A 14,493-nucleotide genomic window follows, 5' to 3' on the forward strand; every position below is an offset into this window, starting at 1 on the left:
TTAAAAGAGCAACCAGCGGCGGTGCTTCTTTACCTGCTCGGTTTGTGGTACTAAGGTTACATTGTGGGCTTTGCTAGCGGCAGCCGTAGCAACGGATACTTCTTCTTCAACATAACCACCGTAGCCGTACTGTAACGAAGTTGTCTTGCTAGCTGTAGCTGGCACAAATAGCACATACTCACCATTTGCATTCGTGCTCACGCCGCGGCTGCTACCCTTGTGCAGTACAGTGGCACCTACCAGTGGCTTGCCTTCCTCGTTGAGGATACGGCCGCGCACAGCTACCATACGCAAGGAGCTAGCAGCTTCGGTCATGGCTGCGTGCTCGAAGGGCAGGTTGCTTTTGGGCAGGTTAGTACCTGCGAATACGGTGCCACCTATAAGTGCAGCACCAGTAACAATTGAAGCTGCGCGACGACGGAAGCGCTCAGGCTCAGTACGCATCAGGTCGATTTGGCGCTGTACCCACCCTACTGGCTGCACGTCTTCACCTTCTGTGGCCATGTTATGCAAGCGGTGCAGAGCATCTGTTCCTTGCTGCGAGTTGCGCCGCAGGTACTCATCTACAGCTTTCGTTTGGGTCCGGGCCAAGTCTCCGCGCAAATAAGCGTCGCGATATACAGGAAGTAAATCACCCGTAGTTGGATCGAATGGAGAAGCAGTTAATTTCATGGAAGAGTGGATAAAAGAGTAAGAGGAAGGAAGGAAAAAGGAAGGAAAGGGCGTGTACTATGGAATATTATGCGGCCACAGCCGCTTGTTTTATGACTCTGCTTGCACAGATGACTGCATCACGGTACGGGCTAGGGCTAGGTTCGTATCCCGGCAATCCACGACCACATACAGCAACTGTTCTCCATCGGGCAGCAGCCGCAGCAAGTGCAGCTGGTTGCGTAGGGTTATCAGAATGTCTTCAATCTGCTCATCTCCGAGCGCTAAAGCTTGCAACAAGCCGTATGTTTGTTTTACTACTTCGGCGTTGAAGCCAACTACTTTGTTCGGATTGAATTCGTGAGCACTTGTGTAAGTTGCTAGTGCTCGCCCTGACGCTACATCCACAACGGCCGCAGCGACTAATTCTGGTAGTCCATTTAGCATGTGCTGGAGTAAGCTTTCTGCTTTAATCCTCTCAGGACCAGTTGCGGACGAAATAATCTTGTGAGCGTCGTTACTGGAACCAAAAGGCAGGCGCTTCAAAAAATTCAGGTTCATACAGATTCATCCAAACTCGTCATGTAGGCTTTTATGCACCGAGAGACGACGTGACTTCAACCGAGGCTACCTGTATAGATATACAGTTGCTTGGGAGCTATTTATTATCTGATTGCTGCTATATCTAAGCCCTCAATCATCTTAAGGGTAATTCAAGCTTATTCTGCTCTTACTATTACCTCTCTTAGTAGCGAAGGCTACCTAACGAGAGGCTATCAGACTAGTTAATCGTATCAACGTGGTTACGCAACACTTCGCGGGCAATCGCTAGGTTTGTATCTTTGATACTCACTACCAAATAGATAAACTTAGTACCGCTGCTGTTTAGCTTGATGAGGTGAATCTGAGAGCTAAGTGAAATTAGAATATCCTCGATAGTCTCATCCGTCAGTTTCAGTGCAGTCATAGCTTTCTGCTTTTGCTTAACGACTTCTGTATTATAAGCAGCAGCTGTATCAGGGTTGATGCCTGGTGCATTAGAGTGCGAGGCCAGGCTCATACCTGAACCTGTATCAACAACAGCGACAGCCATCAGGCCTGGCAAGTCAGAAATGATGCCTTGTACAACTTTACCGGCGGGAGTGTTTACAGAGTAAGCCATTGGAATAATAAGGGGTAGGAAAGGTTGAAATTTAGTTTCTCTTATAAGTTAGTAACCTTCGGTAGGCAATTGCTTGCTCAAGCTAGGCACTGTTAAAATTCAAGTACTGTTTCTAATTTATAAACACTACAAAGGAGCACTTTAGCTACCATCTTGTGAGCTTATACAACGAAGCTTCATTATGCTATTTTTATATAATCTGAAACCTAAGTCTACTAAACTCCGTAATTGCATTGTTCTATTATAGACCGTACAATTGATGTACCAAATTTTCATCTTTTGTACGACTATAAAAATGATAAAAGTCACTTTTGCCGATGATATTGGTCACATGCATATAACCAACCTATAGCTTATACAGCATACAATATTCACCTCAAAAGACACTGAACTTAAATTTAATATTCTATAATTCAATAACTTATATGATAATGAATAGATATCTTTTTTACAAAAAAACACCTTAGCATTTATTCCCAAAACTAGAACGCCTCATCAGTCATTTCTATAAACACAAACGATCCTTATACTTTATTTTATAATTATTCCTACATTAATCAGATAATAAAACTACCCATAAAATCAATATTATATATAAATAGTCCAAAAATTCAACTTCTTAATAAATCGCAGCTTCAAATCAGGAAATGCAACAAGCTGTCTGTTCTCTATTAGAGAACCAGACTTATTTTGAGAAAGGGTATCAACTGCATGATGTGTAAAGCGAGAAACACCTAAAAAGAGGCTGAAACAAAACTTCTTTTGAATAAAAATTCTCCGTCTTAGAGCACTCATGTATAGAGAGCAGCTATTTCAGCCAAGCTTTCAGGCTTTAAAATCGTGATTTGGCTCCCTTTGCTGGTAATAATACCTTCGTCTTTGAACTCTGATAGTAACCGAATGGTAGTTTCCTTCGCAGTTCCTACCAAAGCAGCTAGGTCATCGCGTGAAATTGCTATACTAAACTGGGTTTGGTTCGTCAACTGGTAAGTGCGGAGTAATAGTAGAAGGGCATCGGCTAATCGTTCACGGACCGGCTTATAAGCTAGGTGCACCATTCCTTGCTCCGCTTTATGCAAGGAGTCGGCGAGTACTTTGAGCAGCGACGTGCAGAACTGAGAGTTGCTACTAAGTAAGTGTAAGAAACTAATGCGAGGAACAAAGCAGACAACACAATCATCTAGTGCTACTGCCGAGGTCGAATAAGAAGAGCTAGCAATCAAGGCTGCTAACCCTAAAACCTCTCCTTCTTTGCCTAGGTGGACAATCTGTTCTTTGTAGTCGCCGCCTACTTTGATAACCTTGATCTTCCCGCTGTGAACACAATATAATCCCAGGGCGGGATTGCCTTCCTGATAGATTATCTGTCCCTTTCTGTATTTCTGGCACACCTTGCTACTTGCTATCACCTCCAACTCCTCAGGTTGACAGTAGATAAAAGGTGCGCACCTACCCCCGTGACAGGAAGAACAAGTAGGTGTGGATAAAGCGGTTAACGCTAAAGATTGGTGTTTCATTAAGTACTATTCTGTATTACATAGTATAAAGGCAACAACTTCATCGGTAGTCACAAGGAGGCATTGGATAACTAATAGCTGCCAACCATCATAGCTACTATTAGTAAAGACGCAGTAGTGTTCAAATGACTTGCCGAATCTACCTAGGCACATGATCAACACTTCTTTTGCAGTCTCTTGTGGCTTAGTTATCTGATATAACTCGTATATAAAGAAGAAGGGCAGCTCCACACTGGAACTGCCCTTCTTCTCATTTCATCTACGCAACGCTTTAAACGCCCAATAGCAAGCGAGTAGGGTCTTCGAGTAGCTCTTTCACGCGCACCAAGAAGCTCACTGACTCACGACCATCGATAATACGGTGATCGTAGCTGAGTGCGAGGTACATCATAGGGCGAATAACTACCTGGCCATTGACAGCAATCGGGCGCTGCACAATGTTGTGCATACCTAAGATAGCTGATTGTGGAGCGTTGATGATAGGCGTACTCATCATAGAACCGAAGATACCACCATTGGTAATGGTGAATGTACCGCCAGTCATTTCCTCAATAGTCAGCTTATTATCCCGGGCTTTCGTGGCCAAGCGTACCACTTCTTTCTCAATACCATCAAACGATAGCTTCTCGGCATTGCGGATAACAGGCACAACTAGACCTTTCGGTGCGGATACAGCAATGCTGACGTCGCAGAAATCGTTGAACACGATGTCACCACCGTCGATCTGAGCATTTACTGACGGGAATTCCTGCAAAGCTACACAGCAAGCTTTGGTGAAGAACGACATAAAGCCTAGGCCTACTTGGTGCTTCTCCTTGAACTTATCTTTGAATTTGCTGCGTAACTCCATAATTGGCTGCATATCCACTTCATTGAAAGTGGTCAGCATAGCCGTTTCATTTTTCACCGCTACCAGGCGGCGAGCAACCGTCTTGCGCAGGTTACTCATCCGTTCACGGCGCTGAGTGCGGTTGTCGCTGGTTGCCGAACTGCTGGCAGCTACTGGCTGCGCAGCGGGTGCGGCAGGAGCCGTTGGTTGCGGCGCGGGAGCGGCAGGCTTGGCTTGTGCGTTTAAGGCGTCATCCTTCGTAATACGTCCATCACGCCCGGTGCCAGTTACATCGCTAGCAGCAACACCTCTTTCGCCCAGTATTTTACCAGCTGCGGGAGAAGGAGTGCCTGTGGCATAGCTGTTAGCGCTAGCCGCTGCGGCAGGTTGAGGAGCAGGTGCAGTGCTTGTTGCAGTAGGTGCCGCAGCCGCTGCTGGGGCAGCACCACTACCACCTTCAATGCGGGCGACAACAGTACCAATAGAAATAGTTTGGCCCTCTTCTACAGCATGGCGCAATGTGCCAGCAGCTTCGGCAGGGAGTTCAAAGGTAGCTTTGTCAGACTCTAGCTCAGCAATGACTTCGTCTTGGGCCACTTGAGCACCGTCAGGTTTGAGCCACTTTGATACCGTTACCTCCGTAATCGATTCGCCTACTGGCGGAATCTTCATTTCCTTTGTCGCTCCACTAGCGCTAGGGGCGGCAGCTGGAGCGGCATTCGTAGGTGTATCCGCTGAACCTGACTGTGATCCGCCGTAGCCTGACTGATCACTGGCGCTTGGGTTTTGTTCGCCTTGGCTGATAGGATCAGCAACAGGAGCAGCTGGTGCAGTAGATTGTGGAGCCGCCGCTGGGGCGGGGGCATCTGCAGCTTGGCCGGGGGTGCCAATTTCCGCGATGATGGTCCCGATACCAATGGTTTCGCCTTCAGCCACACGAATCTGTAGGGCGCCATCTGCTTCGGCGGGTAGCTCGAAGGTAGCTTTATCAGACTCTAGCTCGGCGATAACTTCGTCGCGCTTGACGGTTTCACCATCTTTCTTAAGCCACTTGGCAATGGTAACTTCAGTGATTGATTCGCCAACGGCGGGGATTTTGATTTCCAGACCCATACGTGGGAGTAGGTTGAGAGATTTCAGGAGTAAAAAGTAGGGCTAGCCGAGCCTCTTATAGGCCCGGCCACCGCCGCTAGCTGTTAGTGAGAATGGTTGGGCGGTTACCAAACAGCATTTATGCGTCTACGCGTTTAGCGGCTTCCTCTACGGTTGCTTTTACGTTCTCAATGGCCGGGTTGGCCGTCTCGAAAGCGCGAGCTACCAAATCTTTCTGCTCTTTTACGTGCACTTTGTTATAGCCAGTTGCAGGCGAAGCACTAGGCTTACGGGCAATAACGTCTTCTAACTCGCGACGCATGAAGCGCAGCAGGTAGTTCCAGTAACCCATATTTTCTGGTTCCTCTTGCACCCAGTACAGCTTAGCTTTCGGGTACTTAGCTAGCTCTTCATCGAGTTGCTTTTTCGGGAAAGGATGCAGTTGTTCAACCCGCACAAGGGCCACGTCTTTGCGCTGCGACTTTTGTTGCTCCTCTAGCAAATCGAAGTACACTTTGCCTGAGCATAGCAGCACACGCTTCACCTTTTTAGCGTCGGCGTATACATCGCCGAGCACTTCGCGGAAGTTGCCGCTGGTGAATTCCTCTACTGGTGACACGCATAGCGGGTGGCGCAGCATCGATTTGGGCGACATCACAACTAGCGGCTTCCTAAAGTTCCACGTCAGCTGACGGCGCAAGGCGTGGAAGAAGTTGGCTGGTGTGGTCATGTTGGCCACGATGATGTTATTCTCGGCGGCTAGCTGCAAGAAGCGCTCGGGGCGAGCATTGGAGTGCTCCGGGCCTTGGCCTTCGTAGCCGTGCGGCAGTTGCAACACGATGCCATTCATGCGCTGCCATTTGCTTTCCGATGATACCACAAATTGGTCGATCATGGTTTGAGCCCCGTTGGCGAAATCACCGAACTGCGCTTCCCAAATCACCAATGCCGTAGGATTAGCCATGGCATAGCCAAACTCGAAACCTAACACTGCATATTCGCTCAATAGCGAGTTGTAAATGCTTAGCTTCTCGTGCTCACCATCCATGTGGTTCAGTGAGTTGTACGGTGCCGAGGTCTCGGCATCGTGCAACACGGCATGCCGGTGCGAGAACGTACCACGCTGCACATCTTGGCCGCTCACCCGCACAATGTGGTTTTCTTGAAGCAAAGAACCATAGGCAAGCAATTCGCCAGCGGCCCAGTTCAGGGTACGGGTTTCGAAGAACATCTTACGACGCTCCTTAAGCAGGTTATCAATCTGCTTAATAGGCTTGAAACCTTCTGGAATAGTTGTTAGCGCTTTCGCTACCTTTTGTACTACCTCCTCGCTTATTCCCGTTTCCGGCGACTTTTCGAAGTCTTCGTTTTTAGCACGACCTAGGCTGCGCCATTCGTTTTCAAGAACTTGGTAGTTGTAAGGCAACGGCTTCTGTTTTACCATGTCGAGGCGGGCTTGCAGCAAGTCGCGGAATTCGCGGTCCATCTGATTTGCTAGCTCCGCATCTACGTCACCCCGGTTCACCAGCATCGTGTTGTACACTTCGCGGGGGTTTGGATGCTTCGAGATAATGTTATACAGCGTAGGCTGCGTGAACTTTGGCTCGTCTGACTCGTTGTGGCCGTGGCGACGGTAGCACACCATATCAATAAAGATATCAGCGTGGAACTGCTGCCGATATTCGGTAGCTAGCCGCACGGCGAATACTACGGCCTCGGGGTCGTCGCCGTTCACGTGCAACACAGGCGCATCGATGATCTTTGCTAGGTCCGTGCTGTAAATAGAGGAACGAGCGTCTTCGAAGTCGGTGGTGAAACCTACTTGGTTGTTAATAACAAAGTGAATCGTGCCGCCCGTTTTGTAGCCTTCCAGCTGCGACATCTGCGTCAACTCGTAGCCAATGCCCTGCCCAGCCAATGCAGCATCGCCGTGGATGAGAATGGGTAAGATTTGGTGGTAATCGTCGTTGTACTGGTGCTCAATTTTTGCCCGTACAAAACCTTCCACCACAGGGTTTACCGCTTCTAAGTGGGAAGGGTTAGGCGCCAGCTTCAAGTTTACTTTTTGGCCGTTCTCTGCTTCCACATCGGAGCTATAGCCCATGTGGTACTTCACGTCACCATCACCCATCGTCAAGTCTGGTACGGCCGTGCCCTCGAATTCCGAGAAAATCTGCTCGTACGTCTTGCCCATGATGTTGGCCAGTACGTTTAGACGGCCGCGGTGCGCCATCCCGATCATCACTTCTTTCACTCCTAGTTCCGACGCCTTGTTAATGATAGCGTCAAGGGCCGGAATAGTTGTTTCGCCACCTTCTAGGGAAAAGCGTTTCTGTCCTAGAAACTTGGTATGCAGGAAGTTTTCGAAGACAACGGCCTCATTCAACTTCTTCAGAATCCGCTTCTTATACTCGATACCGGGATTAAAGCTGAGCGAGTCTTTCTCAACTTTCTCGCGAAACCAATCCAAAGTTTGGGGGTCGCGAATATACATGTACTCGAAGCCAATGCCGCGTGTGTACACTTTATCCAAGGCCGCTATAATGTCGCGCAGCTTTGTGGTGGTACCTAGGCCCAGCACGTCGCCATTGCGGAATGGCGTATCCAGATCAGCTTCCGATAAGCCAAAATCAGCTAGGTTTAGCCGCGCTTTGCGATCCTTACGGGCCCGAACTGGATTGGTCTGCGCGAGTAAGTGCCCACGGCTACGGTAAGCGTAGATGAGGTTGCGCACAGCAGTTTCCTTATCAGTCGCTGCTGCATCGGTTGGCTGAGCCGCTTCACCCGCATTGTTAGTAGAGGCCAAGGTGTTCAGTACCCCATAGTCAGGCTTCTGCTCTACAGTAGCGCTGAGTGTAGCCGCGCCGTTGCTAGCCGCCGGCCTCGCAGCAGGTTGCGCTACTCCGCCTCCGTCAGCAGCTTGACCTTCAGCCGGATACTGCTGTGAAAAGTCGAAGCCTTCAAAGAATTTGCGCCAACCGAAATCCACTGATTCCGGGTTTTGCTTGTACGCTTGGTACAGCTGTTCGATGTAGTCGCCATGGGCGTTGGCGATATAAGAGTAAGCTTCCATAAGTGAGGAGCTGGGTGAGTCAAGAGCAAAAGTAAAAAGCTTAAACACAAGGTGAAAACTCATATTCGCATGTGCGAATAAACCTTATAATCAAGCGTAATCCTTTTGTAGGTACTTGTCTTAAACAACAATTGTTCCTGCCAATCTATAGAAAATAACGCAAAAAAGCCTTTCTAAAGATAGAAAGGCTTTTCCTAAAACGTTAAAGCTAGGTTATTTAGGAAGACTCATCTTGAAAATATGAAAAGGCTGATCTACTTGACTTATTCCTTTATTCCAAGTTGGCGTTTTGTGAATAGCGGAGTTTGTGACATACAACGTACCATCAGCAGTAAAGCTAAATGTGTCCGGCCACTGCAAACGTTTGTCTTTCGCGATGGTTTTCACTTGGCCATCAGGTGCTCGGCGGACGATAGAGTTGGTCTCGAAGGCTGTCATATATAAGTTGTTAGCAGCATCAATTTCCATTCCGTCGCAGGCAGGCACTTTGCCTAACTCTTCTATTTGCTGGGCTAATTGGGCGTCCGAAAGGCTAGCATTGCGCAGTGCCTCTGTCTTAATTCGGTAAAGCTTATAGCTAGTAAGCGGCTTCCAGTACAAGTATTGGAAGTCGTGGCTCAACGCAATTCCATCAGCATTGAACTGCATCTTTTTCCCAGTGGCGTCGATTAGCGTTTGGCCTTCTGCCTTAATACCTAGGGTGCTATCACCGAGCATAGAGGGGTGCTTCGCCAGAACTTGGCGCGCTTTCCCAGATTTTAAATCCACAACTACCAAGCTGCCCATACCTGACTCCGTGATATAGGCATAGTTGCGTTGCGTATCGACGCGGACGTCATTTAGGTAGGATTTCCGGGGGGCTACGCTTTCGGGGAAGCTGATATTTTGTACTACTTTATTTGTCTTCGGATCAATCTTGACCAGCTTAGGTCCACCGGGTACTGTGGCTTTCAAACCTGGTGCAGCTGGATCGAGCACCCACAACATACCGCTCGGGTCAGCATAGACGCTCTGCGGACAAATCCAGTGCTTCTGCGGTTCATTGCGCACAGTTTCATTCCAGACGCACCAGTTCGCATCTGGGTAAGGCTTCAGCGAGCCATCACTACCAAGCTGAGCAACGGGCATGACTGGGTTATAGTCCCAGCGGGGAAAGTCTATGAACGTACGACCATCGGGCAACACAGCCACGCCTACAAACTGTGGCCCTTTAAGTTGAGTCACTACTTGCAGCGGCGAGCCGGTAGCCGTCGAATCAGTACTGGTTGCTGTTGTGGTTGTATCTTCTTTTGCCGACGAAGAAGGTGAAGAGCAGCTAGCGAATGCTAACATACTAGCAAGCGCTAAGTTAGCTATACCTAGCTTGGGTAGGAGAAGGGTGAAAGACATAGGAGTTTGGGTTGGAGAAGTGCATACAGCTAATAGAGCTGGGTTTTATATGTACGCGGGGCTCTCAACCATGTTTGTCTTTCATCAATGATGCTGCTCTATTCCACTCGGATTTACTAATTTTATTAGCAACTGCAACGTGTAAAGTTGTGGCGAAGGCAGCGTAATAGTACTCTTGAACTATCCATCAGTATTTTTTTTATTAACTTGCCGCCTCAAAGCCAAAATGGCTTCCTTGGGTTGCAACATTTCTTAGCAAACCATTTTCGTTCTCAGCCACTTTTTTGAGGATGAGTAGTCCTTTCTCTTCGGACGAAAGAAGAGTCCACCAAATCAACTACCATGTCTATTGCGTTATTAGTTCTCACGCTGCTCTTTCCCCCCCGCGTCTTTCCCACGACTGCAGCGCTCCCCTCCACAGTTGCCCATCTGAGCCCACGACAAGCTGTGCTCTTTATGCCCAAAACGCTTGCGGCATTGCCTCCTAGGACATTACCTAGCTACCAAGTAACGGCCACTGTGTATTCGGCGGAAGCCCGCCAGACAGACAAAGAACCTCTTGTGACGGCCGACAACTCCCGGATTTCTAGGCACCACAACAGCAAGCACCGTTGGATGGCCCTTTCCCGCGACATGCTCAAGGATTGGGGTGGCAAATTTGACTTCGGTGATTCGGTGCGAGTGCAAGGCATTTCGGCCGAGTTAGATGGCACTTACGTCATCCACGACACGATGAATCGCCGTCTGCACCGCACTATTGACCTGCTCGTAGGTCGGCACGAACGCATCTATGGTAAGTGGGACCAAGTGAGTATCAGCAAAGTAGAAGAGGACGCTACGCCAACTTGGACGGCTAGCTAGGTCCTGCTTCCCTTGTAACTAGACCGAAAAACTTCGGCTTTCTCTTCCTTAATTAGGCGCTTCGTACGTTTCGATCAGGCGCGGCTGGCTATGCTCGTCATACAAAAAGCTTAAGGGTTGCGACGGATCACGCATGATCGTCGTGTAAGGAATATTCCAACGCTTCCACATTTCTTGCAACGATTGACCGTAAGCCGAGTTTTCCCATGGGTTGAAAACTGCGCTTGTAATGTCGTCGATCAGGGTATCGTACACTAGATGGTCGTCACTTGGTTTGAGTGGACGCGCAAAGTAATCGGGCACCACGTTGAACAAGTACGCGCCATAGTACACTCGCGCTTTGAATTCTGCTATTTGGATAGGATGCAAAGGCCGCTCTGTGTCGGTTACCACGCGTCGCATAGCATCACGCACGATGCCATTATCAGCTAGGCAAGTCATTAGCACCGTGTTACCTAGCTTGATGCTGAACCCCATAGTCGTTAGGTCATCATCGTACTCAAACGGGATAGTATCTTCTCGCTGATCCACTTCTAGGATAAAAAGCGAGGCAGGGGTAAAATCTTCAAACTCAATAGGCACCCGCAACGCTTGGAACGTTTGGAAGAAGGCGTGGAAGCGGCGAAACATCTGAGCATTTTCGGCCAGCGGATACCTAGGCATCACCAATGGGTTCAGTTCGGTGAGCAGTTCGGTGATAAAGACGCCGTAAAACATTTTGCCAAGCCACAAAAACAGTGTTTTGTCTGGCAAAGCGCGCCACCCTTCCAATCCTAGTTCGGCTGCCTGCTGAGCCTGTGCCTCTAACGGCTCCACGTGCTGCGTGCGGCAATGCTGACAGCAAGGAATCCGTAGGTCACGGTACGTCACGATACTTTGATCGAGCAGTTGAATCTGCCGATCAGCTAGGTCGTAGCGGTCCATAAGCCAGTAAGCAAACACTGGCACCGAATCAATAGGAGGCTCGGTGGGTGCACCGCACAGAAAGCAATGCTCTGGGCCGAAGCGCATGCCTTCTAATGGATCGTATAACTTGAGGTGAGCAGGAACCGACATAAGAGCAGAACAACACAGATGAAAGCGCAAAAGTAAGGTGCTAGCCTGAAGTACTCACTCGAACGTAATCTAACCTAGACCTCGCACCTGATTACTAGTCACTTAGCTGCAACCAGTAAGCCGACATAAGCGCTACCACCAACAAAGAAGCCCCGCTCTCGGAAGAGCGGGGCTTCTTGCGTTAAAGGAAACTCAATCTTAGCGCGAAAGCGCGTTGCTCATTTTTATCAACAGTTTGCCTAGCTGCGTGAGAGGCCCCGTGTAGCCATTGCTGGCTTCATCGGCCACTTTGTTGGTTTCGGCACCTAGGGTGGCGAGGGTTTCGGCAATTTCGTGAGCCTGGGTGCCGGGTGCGCCAATTTGCTCACGTAGGGTAGCTAGCTCTTGAATAATCTTAGCCAGGCCTGGCCGCTCCGAGGCTGCCAGCACGGCTTCCCAGCGCTCTACCTCGGCTAGGCCCCGCTTGGTTTCTTTATCGGGCACCCCATCGTTGAGGAGTGCAACGGTATCGTCGAGCAAGGCAGTCGTTTGCTGATCGGTTACGTCGAGCGGAACAGATGGCACGAGGGGTGTTTGGGGCGTGGGCGTGGTCGAATCCATAGCAGTAGTAGTTAGATGCCTAAAGCTATACTGCTGGTAGGCGGAAAAAGTTGAAAAGAGCTACTTGAGCCGTTGGGTTACCTTTCCGGTTGTGCTTGATTAAAAGCACTTCTCTTTTTCACTTAATTCCTCACCTACTGATGAAAACCACCTTCAGAACGTTCGCTACTGCCGCTATTTTCGCCATGTTCACGGTTACTTCTTGCACCCAGGAAGGCGAGAAAAAGGCGGACGCTGCTGGCGAACACATAGAAGCCGCCGCCGAAAACACCGGTGATGCTGCCGCTGCCGAAGCCAACAACGCTGGCAACGCTATAGATAATGCCGCCAACGAAGCTGGCGATAAGATGGATAACGCCGCCAACAAGGCTGGTGATGCCATGGACAAAGCCGCCAACGACGCTGGCAATGCTATTGATAAAGCAGGCGCCTCCATTGACAACGCAGCTGATAAGGCGAAAGCCGAAACCAAAGAAGCCGCCGCTGAAGCCGACGCGAAAATGGACAAGGCCGCCGCCGATGCCAAGTCGGAAATGCGCGCTGCTGAAAAGCATTAATAGCTTCCTCCTTGCCATAAAAAAGACCGCCCACCCTAGGTACCTAGGGTGGGCGGTCTTTTTTATGGCAAAAGGTGGAGGGCCGGGGCCTCGCCGGCCAACTCAAGGAGCACTTCGTAGTAAGGCTTTCCTACGATGCGCGCCCGCAACCAACAATAGAAGCTTAGTGCCTGCAGATCTTCGCGCTCCAACGGTAAAAACGTGGGTATTTTTCCTACTTGTTCGGCGAAGGTGGCATGCGCAGCAACGGTCGGATCGTCGATGAGTTCGCGCACCAGCGCCAGGAAGCTCAGTACGTAGTGGTACGTGCTGCCGCTGGGGCATCGCTCGCGCACCATGCGCTCAATAGCGCGCAGCCGGTTGAGGGCTAGGTCGGCATTGCCCATTTCCAGCTGGGTTAGCATCTCCCCTAGGTTTTTGTTGAACACCCACTCCAGCCCCATCTGCTGCTCGCACCAATGATCGGAGCGACCAATACTGATAAGGATTTGATTGGTTTTATGAAACTGGCTTTCAGCAAAATAATGAAAGCTTAACCCTAGCTTAGCCGTGAGCTGGTCTCGGGAGGAAAGTACGATTTCTGCATTCTGCAACAGAGCTTCTACCAATCTGATACTTTCTGCGTTTCGGCGTAAAAAGGCGTAATTAGCAGCTAGTAGAAAGGTGTACTTGGGCAGAAAATCGGTGTAATGACTGCGCGACCCAGAGTACAAGGCGCAACGCAACTGCTCTAGGTAGGCCACCGACTCGGCAAAGCGCCGGGTGCGATACAGGGCGTGGGCAATCATGTAGAGCAAACCTAGCTGATAGTAGCGGTGAGCTGGCGCAAACCCGTGGCGCTTCTCCATCAGATGGTAGCAGCGAATCACGAAGGGCACAAACGACACAAAATCGCGCCGCACCAGCATGGCGCTGCGAGCAATAGACAGCAGCCGGTACAGCAGCGAAGGCCGGCGGGCGAAGGCCTCCTGCAACTCGTACTCACGCAACACCTCTTGCATAATGGTGTCGAACGCCTCGCTGCCCCGGCCGCGGGTGCGGGCCTCACGCAGCCGTTGCCGAATCAGGCTGTTGGCAATGCTGGCCCGCTCCTCTTCGTCGGCAGCCTTCTTATTCAGGTTGCGGCGCCGAATGATGTCGGCTAGCTCTTCGCCAGCCGGCGCAGTATCAGCATTGGCAATCTGTAAGTTGTAGACGGTATTGAGCAGCTCGTATTGTTCGTTCTGGCGGGCTAGCTTTTCGGCTTTGCGCAGGGTCGTCCAGGCTAGGCGTGGCACCCCGACCTCGAACAGGTACTGCGCCAAGGTAAGTTGCCCACGCACCGGAGCGGCGGCAGTGGCATCTTGCTGGCGCTGCCGTAGCAGCAGAAAGTCGGTGAGATGGCGCATGAGGCGCTTGCGCAACGCGTAGTAGGCCACAGGGTTAGGTTCCTCCGGGTACAGCTGGTGCACGAGGTCTTCCGTGGAATAGGCCCGCTGGTGGAGCAGTAGCTCGTAGAGCCGCGCGTCGAGGCGACCTTTGGTTTTCTTTCGCTGCCGCTGAATGAACCGGGCAAAATCCTTACGGTCGTCGGGTGAGAAAGTAGCGAGAGTAGTACGCAGGTCATCCATGCGGTTAAGATCGGGAATAAGCTAAGCAAAACAATCATTTATCCAGACAAGAAGAAGTCTGATTATACAGACAACAACTAACTGTATTTCAGTATT

At 50.1% G+C, this 14,493-nt stretch carries 12 protein-coding genes; 2 read left to right on the plus strand and 10 right to left on the minus strand.

Annotation, left to right across the window (positions count from 1 at the left end; all coding sequences use genetic code 11):
• From BXP70_RS01100 to BXP70_RS01130, 7 genes are all read right to left on the minus strand, one after another.
• Positions 1-672, minus strand: a complete 672-nt coding sequence (locus BXP70_RS01100) for a carboxypeptidase-like regulatory domain-containing protein (protein ID WP_086592162.1) — start codon at positions 670-672, stop codon at positions 1-3.
• Positions 673-762: 90 nt separating this feature from the next.
• Positions 763-1,098 (minus strand): hypothetical protein, encoded by a 336-nt coding sequence (locus BXP70_RS01105; RefSeq protein WP_143436325.1) that lies wholly within the window; start codon positions 1,096-1,098, stop codon positions 763-765.
• 334 nt (positions 1,099-1,432) lie between these two features.
• Complete coding sequence (locus tag BXP70_RS01110; protein ID WP_086592164.1) at positions 1,433-1,813, minus strand: hypothetical protein; 381 nt, start codon at positions 1,811-1,813, stop codon at positions 1,433-1,435.
• 791 nt (positions 1,814-2,604) lie between these two features.
• The gene (locus BXP70_RS01115) at positions 2,605-3,330 is read right to left on the minus strand and encodes a Crp/Fnr family transcriptional regulator (protein ID WP_086592165.1); all 726 of its coding nucleotides are present in this window, start codon (positions 3,328-3,330) and stop codon (positions 2,605-2,607) included.
• A 271-nt stretch (positions 3,331-3,601) separates the two neighbouring features.
• Complete coding sequence (gene odhB, locus BXP70_RS01120) at positions 3,602-5,272, minus strand: 2-oxoglutarate dehydrogenase complex dihydrolipoyllysine-residue succinyltransferase (protein ID WP_086592166.1); 1,671 nt, start codon at positions 5,270-5,272, stop codon at positions 3,602-3,604.
• A gap of 118 nt (positions 5,273-5,390) precedes the next feature.
• Complete coding sequence (locus tag BXP70_RS01125) at positions 5,391-8,324, minus strand: 2-oxoglutarate dehydrogenase E1 component (protein WP_086592167.1); 2,934 nt, start codon at positions 8,322-8,324, stop codon at positions 5,391-5,393.
• A 213-nt stretch (positions 8,325-8,537) separates the two neighbouring features.
• Positions 8,538-9,713: an SMP-30/gluconolactonase/LRE family protein gene (locus tag BXP70_RS01130; protein ID WP_086592168.1), complete on the minus strand. Its 1,176-nt coding sequence runs from the start codon at positions 9,711-9,713 to the stop codon at positions 8,538-8,540.
• Positions 9,714-10,169: 456 nt separating this feature from the next.
• Here BXP70_RS01130 and BXP70_RS01135 point away from each other — a divergent pair, with 456 nt between their 5' ends.
• The gene (locus BXP70_RS01135) at positions 10,170-10,574 is read left to right on the plus strand and encodes an RlpA-like double-psi beta-barrel domain-containing protein (protein ID WP_086592169.1); all 405 of its coding nucleotides are present in this window, start codon (positions 10,170-10,172) and stop codon (positions 10,572-10,574) included.
• 48 nt (positions 10,575-10,622) lie between these two features.
• Here BXP70_RS01135 and BXP70_RS01140 read toward each other — a convergent pair whose 3' ends face one another.
• Positions 10,623-11,630, minus strand: coding sequence for a hypothetical protein (locus tag BXP70_RS01140; protein WP_086592170.1), 1,008 nt, complete (start codon positions 11,628-11,630; stop codon positions 10,623-10,625).
• Between the two features lie 198 nt (positions 11,631-11,828).
• Positions 11,829-12,230, minus strand: a complete 402-nt coding sequence (locus BXP70_RS01145; RefSeq protein ID WP_086592171.1) for a hypothetical protein — start codon at positions 12,228-12,230, stop codon at positions 11,829-11,831.
• A gap of 140 nt (positions 12,231-12,370) precedes the next feature.
• Here BXP70_RS01145 and BXP70_RS01150 point away from each other — a divergent pair, with 140 nt between their 5' ends.
• Entirely contained in the window at positions 12,371-12,787 is a 417-nt protein-coding gene (locus BXP70_RS01150; protein ID WP_086592172.1) for a hypothetical protein, read from the plus strand.
• 62 nt (positions 12,788-12,849) lie between these two features.
• Here BXP70_RS01150 and BXP70_RS01155 read toward each other — a convergent pair whose 3' ends face one another.
• On the minus strand, positions 12,850-14,397 hold the full coding sequence (locus tag BXP70_RS01155; RefSeq protein ID WP_086592173.1) for a hypothetical protein: 1,548 nt from the start codon (positions 14,395-14,397) through the stop codon (positions 12,850-12,852).
• Positions 14,398-14,493: the final 96 nt, after the last annotated feature.

It is taken from the genome of Hymenobacter crusticola (assembly GCF_002154225.1).
GTDB classification, from domain to species: Bacteria; Bacteroidota; Bacteroidia; order Cytophagales; family Hymenobacteraceae; genus Hymenobacter; species Hymenobacter crusticola.

Excerpts from the sequence above, each read along its gene's own strand:
- BXP70_RS01100 (WP_086592162.1), bottom strand. The coding sequence starts at position 672 with ATGAAATTAACTGCTTCTCCATTCGATCCAACTACGGGTGATTTACTT.
- BXP70_RS01105 (WP_143436325.1), bottom strand. The coding sequence starts at position 1,098 with ATGCTAAATGGACTACCAGAATTAGTCGCTGCGGCCGTTGTGGATGTA.
- BXP70_RS01110 (WP_086592164.1), bottom strand. The coding sequence starts at position 1,813 with ATGGCTTACTCTGTAAACACTCCCGCCGGTAAAGTTGTACAAGGCATC.
- BXP70_RS01115 (WP_086592165.1), bottom strand. The coding sequence starts at position 3,330 with ATGAAACACCAATCTTTAGCGTTAACCGCTTTATCCACACCTACTTGT.
- odhB (WP_086592166.1), bottom strand. The coding sequence starts at position 5,272 with ATGGGTCTGGAAATCAAAATCCCCGCCGTTGGCGAATCAATCACTGAA.
- BXP70_RS01125 (WP_086592167.1), bottom strand. The coding sequence starts at position 8,324 with ATGGAAGCTTACTCTTATATCGCCAACGCCCATGGCGACTACATCGAA.
- BXP70_RS01130 (WP_086592168.1), bottom strand. The coding sequence starts at position 9,713 with ATGTCTTTCACCCTTCTCCTACCCAAGCTAGGTATAGCTAACTTAGCG.
- BXP70_RS01135 (WP_086592169.1), top strand. The coding sequence starts at position 10,170 with ATGCCCAAAACGCTTGCGGCATTGCCTCCTAGGACATTACCTAGCTAC.
- BXP70_RS01140 (WP_086592170.1), bottom strand. The coding sequence starts at position 11,630 with ATGTCGGTTCCTGCTCACCTCAAGTTATACGATCCATTAGAAGGCATG.
- BXP70_RS01145 (WP_086592171.1), bottom strand. The coding sequence starts at position 12,230 with ATGGATTCGACCACGCCCACGCCCCAAACACCCCTCGTGCCATCTGTT.
- BXP70_RS01150 (WP_086592172.1), top strand. The coding sequence starts at position 12,371 with ATGAAAACCACCTTCAGAACGTTCGCTACTGCCGCTATTTTCGCCATG.
- BXP70_RS01155 (WP_086592173.1), bottom strand. The coding sequence starts at position 14,397 with ATGGATGACCTGCGTACTACTCTCGCTACTTTCTCACCCGACGACCGT.